General features: G+C 42.3%; 1 protein-coding gene. It reads left to right on the forward strand.

The window, feature by feature from the left end:
- Window positions 1-188 precede the first annotated feature (188 nt).
- Entirely contained in the window at window positions 189-395 is a 207-nt protein-coding gene (locus FMQ63_RS37225; protein WP_000689228.1) for a DUF1107 domain-containing protein, read from the forward strand.
- The last annotated feature ends 26 nt before the right edge of the window (window positions 396-421 follow it).

Here is a 421-nt window from a genome sequence, read left to right on the forward strand (position 1 = left end):
CTTATACTGAAGACCGCGCTTCGGTAAAAAGATAATTCTGAATAATTGTAACCTTTAGGTAAAAAAAGTTATACGCGGTGGAAACATTGCCCGGATAGTCTATAGTCACTAAGCATTAAAATTTGCGCCTCATAATAGTTGGGCCGATTGTGGCACCGCACAGGCGTAATACTCAGCAGGAGATAACAATGAAAATTTTCCAACGGTACAACCCACTTCAGGTGGCGAAGTACGTAAAGATCCTGTTCCGTGGACGGTTATACATCAAGGACGTTGGCGCTTTTGAATTCGATAAGGGTAAGATTCTTATCCCAAAAGTGAAGGATAAGCTGCATTTGTCAGTGATGTCCGAAGTTAACCGTCAGGTTATGCGTCTGCAAACAGAGATGGCTTAACCAAAGTGCTATGCAGTAATAAGACC

It is taken from the genome of Myxococcus sp. CA005, assembly GCF_006518205.1.
GTDB classification, from domain to species: Bacteria; Myxococcota; Myxococcia; order Myxococcales; family Myxococcaceae; genus Myxococcus; species Myxococcus xanthus.

Coding starts and splice junctions, on each gene's coding strand:
- FMQ63_RS37225 (WP_000689228.1), top strand. CDS start 189: ATGAAAATTTTCCAACGGTACAACCCACTTCAGGTGGCGAAGTACGTA.